Genomic DNA, 8,039 nt, shown 5'->3' on the forward strand with positions numbered 1-8,039 from the left:
CAAAGTGCAACCATAGGCTACCACGAGATTGGCAAGGCGCTCTGGGTGTTATGCTCAGAGCTTTGCGGGATACCGCCGTTCTGTTTGGAAACGGACAGAATGCTATCGCTTCACCGTTGAGCAGTAATGATCAGCAGTGTTCAGCGTAAATGTATCAGAAAAACCTAAACTAGGGGTGAGTGAGCTGCTGCCGAGATCCCTATGGTGCCCCTGATCATCGACTGTGACCCTGGCCAAGACGATGCGGTGGCTCTGCTGCTGGCTATGGCGTCGCCAGAAGAGCTGCAATTGCTGGGCATTACCACGGTGGCCGGCAATGTCTCCTTGGACAAAACCAGCCGCAACGCTCGACAGATCTGTGAATTGGCCGGTCAGCCGCAGATGGGGGTGTATGCTGGCTGCCCCCGACCTCTCTTGCGCCCTCTGGAAACCGCCGAGCAGGTGCATGGCAAAACCGGGATCGATGGAGCGGATCTGCCGGAGCCCCAGATGCCTTTGGGATCCCAGCATGCAGTGCCCTATCTCATCGAGACGCTGATGGCTGCCCCTGAGCCGGTTACCTTGGCTTTGCTGGGCCCGATGACCAACTTGGCGGTGGCTCTGGTGCAGCAGCCCCGAATTGTGGAGCGCATCCGGCGGCTGGTGTTTATGGGGGGATCCGCCTTTGAGGGGAATGTTACCCCGGCAGCCGAGTTCAACATCCTCACCGATCCCCACGCCGCCCAGATCGTGCTCAGCGCCGGGATCCCGGAGGTGGTGATGCTGGGCTTGCACGTCACCCAACAGGTCCTCAGCACGCCGGAGCGGATTGAGCGCATCCGCGCCCTGGGCACCCGCGTTGGGCAGACGGTGGCCAATATGCTCACCTTTTACGGTAAGGTCGACGTAGAACGCTACGGGCTACCGGGAGGGCCATTGCACGACCCTTGTGTGATTGCCTATCTGTTACAGCCGCAGTTGTTCGAGCTCAAGCCCTGCTACGTCGAGGTGGAAACGGCTAGCCCCTTGAACCTGGGCCGGACGGTGGTGGATCGCTGGGGATCCAGTGGTCGCCTCGCCAATGTTCAGGTGGCTTTTGGGGTGGATGCCCAGGGGTTTTACCACCTGCTCACCGAGCGCCTGGGCCGTTACCGATAATTCTGATAGTTCTGATCCTTGAGGCCAGATCCGAAGGTGGAGAATCCCAGCGCCGTCCAACGTGCCAAGCTGGAGTGGGTGAACCTGCCCACCGCCGTCACCCTGCTGCGGCTGGCAGGGATCCCTTTTGTTTTGCTGGGCCTGAGCCTGCGATCCCCACTGGGGGAGAGGTTGGCCCTCTGGGCGTTCCTGTTGGCGGCGGCAACCGATTGGCTGGATGGCCATTTGGCCCGCCGTTATGGCTTGGTAACCGATATGGGCAAGTTTTTGGATCCTCTGGTGGATAAGCTGCTGGTGTTGGCGCCGCTGCTGGGCCTGCTGGAACTGGGGCGGATCCCCGCTTGGGGCGTGTTTTTGCTGGTGGGGCGGGAGCTGGCCATCGCCGGCTGGCGGGTCAACCAAAGCCAAATCCGCGGTGCCAATTTCTGGGGCAAAGCCAAGACGGTAACCCAAATCCTGGCCATTGCTTTGCTGATTTTGGGGTGGCCGGGAGGGATCCCTTGTTTTTGGGTGGCGGTGGTTCTCACCCTGATCTCGGGCCTGACCTACCTGCACACCGATCATCCCCATCATGCGCAGTCACCCGGCAGGCCATAGCCCTTGTCAGATCCCCCCGCCCCTCGCCGACAGAGGAGACACCCCACCTGAGCAGCGCATCCTCGGCCTAGATCCAGGTCTGGGAACCATGGGTTTTGGTTGCATTCTGGCGGGATCTGCGGGGTTGAAACCTGTGGATTATGGGGTGATCAGCACCCCCAGCCAACACTCGATGCCGGAGCGGCTGCAAACGCTGCACGAGGATTTGAGCCAGTTGCTGCGCCAACTGCGCCCGCATCAGGTGGGGCTGGAAAAACTTTTTTTCTACAAAATGGGCAATACCATTGCCATCGCCCAAGCCCGTGGCGTGATCCTGCTCACCTTGGCCCAGCATCATCTGTTGCCGGTGGAGTTTACGCCCGCCCAAGTCAAGCAAAGTTTGACAGGCTACGGACGCGCCGACAAGCAGGCTGTACAAGCTGCCGTGGCCCGGGAACTCAACCTGCCCAGCTTGCCCCGCCCGGATGATGCCGCCGATGCCTTGGCGATTGCCATCACAGTCTGGCACCACCGCTTCTCTTGAGGGATCCCCTCCCTGTCAATCCCCTACCTTTAGCAGAGATAAAGATTGGCCAATAAAGATGGGCTAGACTCAGTACAGCGAGAAGCACAAGCCCTATGCCTTCTTCTTCCGTGGATGTTCGCGAGCTACCGCTGTTTCCCTTGCCGGAGGTGGTGCTGTTTCCGGGCCGACCTCTGCCGCTGCACATTTTCGAGTACCGCTACCGCATGATGATCAACACCATTCTGGAGACGGATCGCCGCTTTGGGGTGCTGATGTTCAATCCCCAGACGGGATCCCCAGTGCGGGTGGGCTGTTGTGCTGAGGTGTTGCAGGTGCAGCGATTGCCGGATGACCGCATGGACATTTTGACCTTGGGGCAGCAGCGCTTCCGCGTCTTGGATTACGTGCGGGAAAAACCCTTCCGGGTGGGGCTGGTGGAATGGATTGAGGATGAGCCGACCACCCCTTCCGATGACCTGCAGAGCTGGGTGCGCCAGGTTACCACTCTCCTTCAAGATGTGGTGCGTCTCTCGGGCAAGCTAATGGAGCGGGATGCACAGTTGCCAGAGCAGCTCCCCACCACCCCCATAGAACTGTCCTACTGGGTGGCTAGCCACTTCCATGGGGCCCCCCAAGAGCAGCAAGCTCTGCTGGAAATGGTCAGTACCGAAAGGCGGCTGCGCCGGGAAGCCGAAATTCTCGAGTCCACCCGCAAGCACTTGGCCGCCCGCACGGCCCTCAAGGATCTGTTCACGGAAATTTCCTGAGGTTCCTGTCAGTTGGTCAGGTCTGCTCCCATCTGTTCTGGTGGCTCTTGTGGACCTTTCCAGAGAGTGCCCTTTGCCTTTCTCGACCAGGCAGAGCAGAATGCTTCCCCCGGAAAGGTTGGGTATTTCTTGAGGATCCCTTCCCCGTTTTTCATGGCCTACGCTCGCCGCTACTTGCGCTTTCCCTCTCAGATCTTGGGCCGGGAAATGGAGATGCTCCACTTTGGGCATCACGGCTACCCGCTGATCTGTCTGCCCACCAGCAACGGGCGTTTTTTTGACGTGGAAGATCGCGGCATTATTGCCAGCCTCAGCCATCATCTGGAGCAGGGCTATTTGCAGGCTTTTTGCGTGGAAACCCTAGATTGGGAGACTTTGTTCAACCGCCAGCTGGACTTGCCCCAACGGCGGGATCGTTGGCTGTTGCTGGAGCAGCACTGGGTAGAAGAGCTGATCCCCTACGCCAAGGCCGAGGCGCAAAATGAGTTTCTGGTGGTGGCTGGGTTTTCCCTGGGAGCTACCCATGCTGTCAACCTCACCTGTCGGCATCCCGGCCTAGTGCGCCGTTGTTTGGCTCTGGGGGGGCCCTACGATGTGGCCGCTCTCGGCTCTGTCACCGGCTGGGATCCCCAACGGGCAGAGCAGGAGCTGTATTTCATCAACCCGCTGGCCTATATGTCCAACATGAGCCGGCAACTCTGGGATCAGTTGGGCGGGCGCAACACCGAGCTGAAGTTGCTCACCGCTCGCCGCGACCACTGCCTCAGCGACAATCTGCGCCTGGCAGAAGTGCTCAGCCGCAACGACATCCCCCATCAACTGGAGGTATGGGAGGGGGATCACGACTGGCCCACTTGGCAAGCGCAAATCCGCGCCTTCGCGTAGGATCCCTTGCAGGGAATAGCTTTTGAGAGAGCTTTGATGATTGAAGACTATTGGGTTGGCAGCCTGCACTTCAGCGAGCCTTTTGGGGACGATACTCTGGCCCGCCTCAACGCACTTCCCCCTATTCAAGCTCGCAACGGCCAAACTTACAAGATCCGGGCCGAACATGTCACCATTCACGAGGTGAACCTGGATTACCGCACCAAGTATCGCCTGATCCTGGATCGTTTCAGCTACCTTTACCCCCAAGCCATCGGCCTGTTCATGGGCTTTGCCTTTCGGGGGGTTTACCTCATCAACAACCCCTTTAGCTTTTATTACTACCTGCGCAACAAAGATGCTGCCTACATGGTGGTCAAAGAGCTGGGGATCTCCATCCCCAAAACTTACATTCTGCCCCCTAAAGAAGCCCCCGCATTGAAAGCAGAAGATTTTAAGTATCACAAGTTTTTCGATTGGCAGGGGATGGCGGAAGATCTGGGCTGGCCAATTGTGATTAAGCCGGCGGAGGGGCGAGAGGCCATTGGAGTAGAAATAGCCCACAACATGGAGCAGCTCCTCTATTTTTACGACCGCTCTGGATCTCAGGTGATGATGATCCAAGAGAAGGTCAAAACCCCTTACCCTTGGCAGATTCGCGCCCTCTGCATTGGCCGAAAGATCATTCCGATCAAGTATATCTTTCGAAAGTTCGATGCCAGCGAATATCTGTTTGATCCAGAATTTCTTACCCCGGAAATGGGCCAGAAAGTCATCAATACCTGTCGGATTATCAATCGAGTTTTGGGCTATGAAATGAACTCGGTGGAGCTATTCATCGACGAGCAGGGAGAGCTGCAGGCCATCGACTTTAACAATCCGGTGCCCGATGGGCGGCTCAAGGCTTTGGGAGAGATCTTCTACAACGATTACCAGCAGGCCCTTTGCGATTTGGTCTTGGACATCGTGCGGGAACAGCGTCCTTTCGACTTCCTGCCCCCAGATATCAACCGCTTTGCCCACATTGCCCGACGGGCCGATCTCACCCGCGAGCAGAAGTTTCAGATGGCTTTGGAATTGGCCAACCGTTACTACGAGCCCAGGGATCCCGATTAAAATCAAACCAGAACCCACAAGTGTGGTTTTCCGCTGGGGAAGTTGTGGACGGGCAAAGGAGCAGCAGCGTGGTTTCCGACCCCGTTTCAGGGTGGTACGTGATCAAGCAGGCGCAGGGATCCTGCCAGGTGCTGCATTTGGCGGCGTTGAGTCGGCAAGAGCATTGGGGGCCTTTTCCCAGCCAAGCTGAGGCAATTGCACGGCGGGTTGGTCTGATCCGAGCAGGCAAATGTCAACCGGGTTGAAATGGCGCTGGTGCCACGATATTCGCGAGATCCCAGCAGGGGCCTGGCACGCCTTGCAAACGGAGCGCACCTCTCCTTTTTTGGAATACGAATGGTTGCACAGCCTAGAGAGCTCAGGTTGTGCCAGCCGCAGGACAGGGTGGCTGCCCTGTCACCTGTTGGTGGAGGCGGACGGCCAGTTGGTTGCTGCTGCCCCCTTGTATTTGAAAAGCCACAGCCAGGGGGAGTTTGTCTTTGACCAAGAATGGGCTGCAGTTGCCGGCCAATTGGGGGAACGCTACTACCCGAAGTTAATCGGCATGGCCCCCTTCACCCCGGCCACGGGCTATCGCATCCTCGTCCATCCCGAGTATTCGGAAGCAGAGGTGTGGTCGTTGATGCTGGCAGCCATTGACCGGTTTTGCCAAGAGAAGGATATTTCGGTGTTTAGCTTGCTTTATGTAGATCTGGACTGGCGGACTCAATTGGAGTCGGATGGATTTACGCCCCGGATCACCCACAACTACCAGTGGCACAACCCCGGCTACCGCTCTTACGAAGACTTTTTGAGCCAGTTCAATGCCAACCAGCGGCGCAACATCAAGCGAGAGCGGGCTGCAATGGAAAAAAGCGGCCTAGAACTCAAGATTTACACAGGAGAGGAGATCACGCCCCGCCTGTTGTCTCTCATGTACGACTTTTACAGCAACACCTGCGCCCAATTTTGGAACTGGAGCAAATATCTCAATCGCCGCTTTTTCGAGTCTCTCTATCCCAACTATCGGGAGCGAGTTGTGCTGGTGGCCGGGGAACGGAATGCAGAAATTGTGGGGATGTCTTTTTGTATTCGTAAGGGAGATCGCCTGTTCGGGCGCTACTGGGGTTGTCGGGAGGAGGTGAAGTTTTTGCACTTTAACGTTTGCTACTACGAGCCCATTGCCCTCGCCATCCGAGAAGGGATCCGCAACTTTGATCCCGGCGCAGGGGGATCCCATAAGATTCGACGGGGATTTCCGGCCACGCCTGTGTACAGCTACCACCGCTTCTACAGCCGAAGGCTACAACAGGTTTTGGTGCCCTACCTAAACCGGGTTAACCCTCTCATGTTGGCCGAGCTGGAGAACGTGAATCAAAATGAGGTTCCTTTTCGAGAAGATGTTTTGCCTTCTCTATCTGCTTTGACCAAGGAGTGAACCACTTCATTGGATGGGGTTTTCAATCCCGTAAGCAGTTGGCGGCTGACATGCTTTTTGCCTTGCTACAGCTTTTTCCGGCAATGCTGACTCCAGCCAACACGACCTGACCTATGGTTATAGTTATTTCGAATTTCGGCGAAACAGCCTAATGGAACATCCGATCCCTTCCGGCCTTCCTGATCCCGTTAAACCTGGGGATCTCTTGGCGTTGGAGGTCACGGCCCTGACCCCCCAGGGAGATGGCATTGCCCACACGGTAGGACTTGGACAAGGGCGAGTGGTGTTTGTGTCCCAGGCGGTGCCCGGGGATCAGGTGGTGGCCCAAATAACCGAGATCAAGCGCAACTACTTGGTCGGGCGAATTCGGTCGCTGATTTCTCCCTCTCCCCAACGGGTGCGACCAGCCTGCATTGTGGCGGACAAATGTGGTGGCTGCCAATGGCAACATGTCAGCTATGCCCAGCAATTGGCCACCAAGCAGCAAATCCTCAGGGATGCACTGGAGCGGATTGGCGGTCTGACTCTGCCGCAGCCTGTCCCTATTTTGGGATCCCAGCAGCCGCTGCGCTATCGCAACAAGGTCACCTACCCCATGGCCAAACCGGAGGGCCAGCCCTTGCGCATGGGCTACTACCAACGGGGCAGCCACCGCCTGGTGAACCTCAACCAATGCCCCGTGCAAGACGAGCGGCTGGATGTGTTCCTGAGGGAAATCAAGCGCGATCTTCAAGAGACGGGCTGGAGTGTCTACGACGAAAGTCGTCACCAGGGTCATCTCCGCCACTTGGGTTTGCGCATCGGTCGCCGCACCCGCGAGGTGCTCCTGACCTTGGTCAGTTGCAGTCGTCGCCTGCCCCATCTGGAAAGCTGGGCCGAACGCTGGATGCAGCGCTACCCTGACCTGGTGGGGGTCTGTCTCAATCTCAACTCGGCCCGCACCAATGCCATCTTCGGCCCGGAGACTGAGGTGATTGCCGGTCGGGGGTCTTTGCGGGAGGAATTTGCCGGTTTTTCCCTCTGGATCGACAGCACCTCTTTCTTCCAGGTCAACACAGAGCAAGCAGAAGCCTTTTTTACCTGGATAGCCGACCAACTGAACCTGCGGGGAGAGGAAACCATCCTGGATGCCTACTGTGGCATCGGCACCTTAACCTTGCTGCTGGCGCAACGGGCGAAACGGGCGATGGGGGTGGAAGCTTTGCCGGAAGCGGTGGCCCAAGCCCGCTACAATGCCCAGTTCAACGGTATCGCCTCAGCCCAATTTTTCCAGGGCACGGTGGAACAGGTTTTGCCGACCCTGCCCCCTGCCGACATTGTGGTGCTGGATCCGCCGCGGCGCGGCTGCGACCGCCAAGTGCTCGAGACCCTAAAGCTGCGACGACCACCACGCATCGTCTACATTAGCTGTCACCCTGCCACTTTGGCGCGAGACTTGCAGATCCTACTGGCAGAGGGATCCTATCGCCTTACCCAATGGCGGGCGGCTGACTTCTTTCCCCAAACCGGGCATGTGGAGGGGGTGGCCTTTTTGGAGCGAGTTTGAAGAGTACGCACCCTGACCAAAAGGCGCGGCAAGCCCCGTCCTTCAGGGCAGGGAAGGATAGCGCCGACCGTAGCCGACGCCCTTTAAAAA

9 protein-coding genes and 1 pseudogene are annotated in these 8,039 nt (G+C 57.7%); all 10 read left to right on the forward strand.

What is annotated here, in order from left to right; genetic code table 11:
• Nucleotides 1-149 (forward strand): annotated as a pseudogene (locus tag NW834_RS12690) (RNA-guided endonuclease TnpB family protein); the annotation flags it as partial.
• Between the two features lie 52 nt (nucleotides 150-201).
• Complete coding sequence (locus tag NW834_RS12695; protein ID WP_414350605.1) at nucleotides 202-1,137, forward strand: nucleoside hydrolase; 936 nt, start codon at nucleotides 202-204, stop codon at nucleotides 1,135-1,137.
• A 78-nt stretch (nucleotides 1,138-1,215) separates the two neighbouring features.
• Nucleotides 1,216-1,734, forward strand: a complete 519-nt coding sequence (gene pgsA, locus NW834_RS12700) for a CDP-diacylglycerol--glycerol-3-phosphate 3-phosphatidyltransferase (protein WP_414329287.1) — start codon at nucleotides 1,216-1,218, stop codon at nucleotides 1,732-1,734.
• A 10-nt stretch (nucleotides 1,735-1,744) separates the two neighbouring features.
• Nucleotides 1,745-2,257: a crossover junction endodeoxyribonuclease RuvC gene (gene ruvC / locus NW834_RS12705; RefSeq protein ID WP_414329288.1), complete on the forward strand. Its 513-nt coding sequence runs from the start codon at nucleotides 1,745-1,747 to the stop codon at nucleotides 2,255-2,257.
• Between the two features lie 95 nt (nucleotides 2,258-2,352).
• The gene (locus NW834_RS12710) at nucleotides 2,353-3,006 is read left to right on the forward strand and encodes an LON peptidase substrate-binding domain-containing protein (protein WP_011432147.1); all 654 of its coding nucleotides are present in this window, start codon (nucleotides 2,353-2,355) and stop codon (nucleotides 3,004-3,006) included.
• Nucleotides 3,007-3,072: 66 nt separating this feature from the next.
• On the forward strand, nucleotides 3,073-3,891 hold the full coding sequence (locus NW834_RS12715) for an alpha/beta hydrolase-fold protein (RefSeq protein WP_414418889.1): 819 nt from the start codon (nucleotides 3,073-3,075) through the stop codon (nucleotides 3,889-3,891).
• Between the two features lie 36 nt (nucleotides 3,892-3,927).
• A complete protein-coding gene (locus tag NW834_RS12720; RefSeq protein ID WP_414418888.1) occupies nucleotides 3,928-4,986 on the forward strand; it encodes an ATP-grasp domain-containing protein in 1,059 nt (352 codons plus the stop codon).
• Between the two features lie 68 nt (nucleotides 4,987-5,054).
• Nucleotides 5,055-5,231 carry a hypothetical protein gene (locus tag NW834_RS12725; RefSeq protein ID WP_414418887.1) on the forward strand — a complete coding sequence of 59 codons (177 nt, stop codon included), beginning with the start codon at nucleotides 5,055-5,057 and terminating at the stop codon, nucleotides 5,229-5,231.
• Nucleotides 5,216-6,403: a GNAT family N-acetyltransferase gene (locus NW834_RS12730; RefSeq protein ID WP_011432151.1), complete on the forward strand. Its 1,188-nt coding sequence runs from the start codon at nucleotides 5,216-5,218 to the stop codon at nucleotides 6,401-6,403. The genes NW834_RS12725 and NW834_RS12730 overlap by 16 nt, the downstream gene beginning before the upstream one ends.
• 151 nt (nucleotides 6,404-6,554) lie before the next feature.
• Nucleotides 6,555-7,949 carry a 23S rRNA (uracil(1939)-C(5))-methyltransferase RlmD gene (gene rlmD, locus NW834_RS12735; protein ID WP_011432153.1) on the forward strand — a complete coding sequence of 465 codons (1,395 nt, stop codon included), beginning with the start codon at nucleotides 6,555-6,557 and terminating at the stop codon, nucleotides 7,947-7,949.
• Nucleotides 7,950-8,039: the final 90 nt, after the last annotated feature.

The sequence above is a fragment of the Synechococcus sp. R60.1 genome (assembly GCF_047461835.1).
Lineage (GTDB): Bacteria > Cyanobacteriota > Cyanobacteriia > Thermostichales > Thermostichaceae > Thermostichus.

Excerpts from the sequence above, each read along its gene's own strand:
- rlmD (WP_011432153.1), top strand. The coding sequence starts at position 6,555 with ATGGAACATCCGATCCCTTCCGGCCTTCCTGATCCCGTTAAACCTGGG.
- NW834_RS12720 (WP_414418888.1), top strand. The coding sequence starts at position 3,928 with ATGATTGAAGACTATTGGGTTGGCAGCCTGCACTTCAGCGAGCCTTTT.
- NW834_RS12695 (WP_414350605.1), top strand. The coding sequence starts at position 202 with ATGGTGCCCCTGATCATCGACTGTGACCCTGGCCAAGACGATGCGGTG.
- NW834_RS12710 (WP_011432147.1), top strand. The coding sequence starts at position 2,353 with ATGCCTTCTTCTTCCGTGGATGTTCGCGAGCTACCGCTGTTTCCCTTG.
- NW834_RS12730 (WP_011432151.1), top strand. The coding sequence starts at position 5,216 with ATGTCAACCGGGTTGAAATGGCGCTGGTGCCACGATATTCGCGAGATC.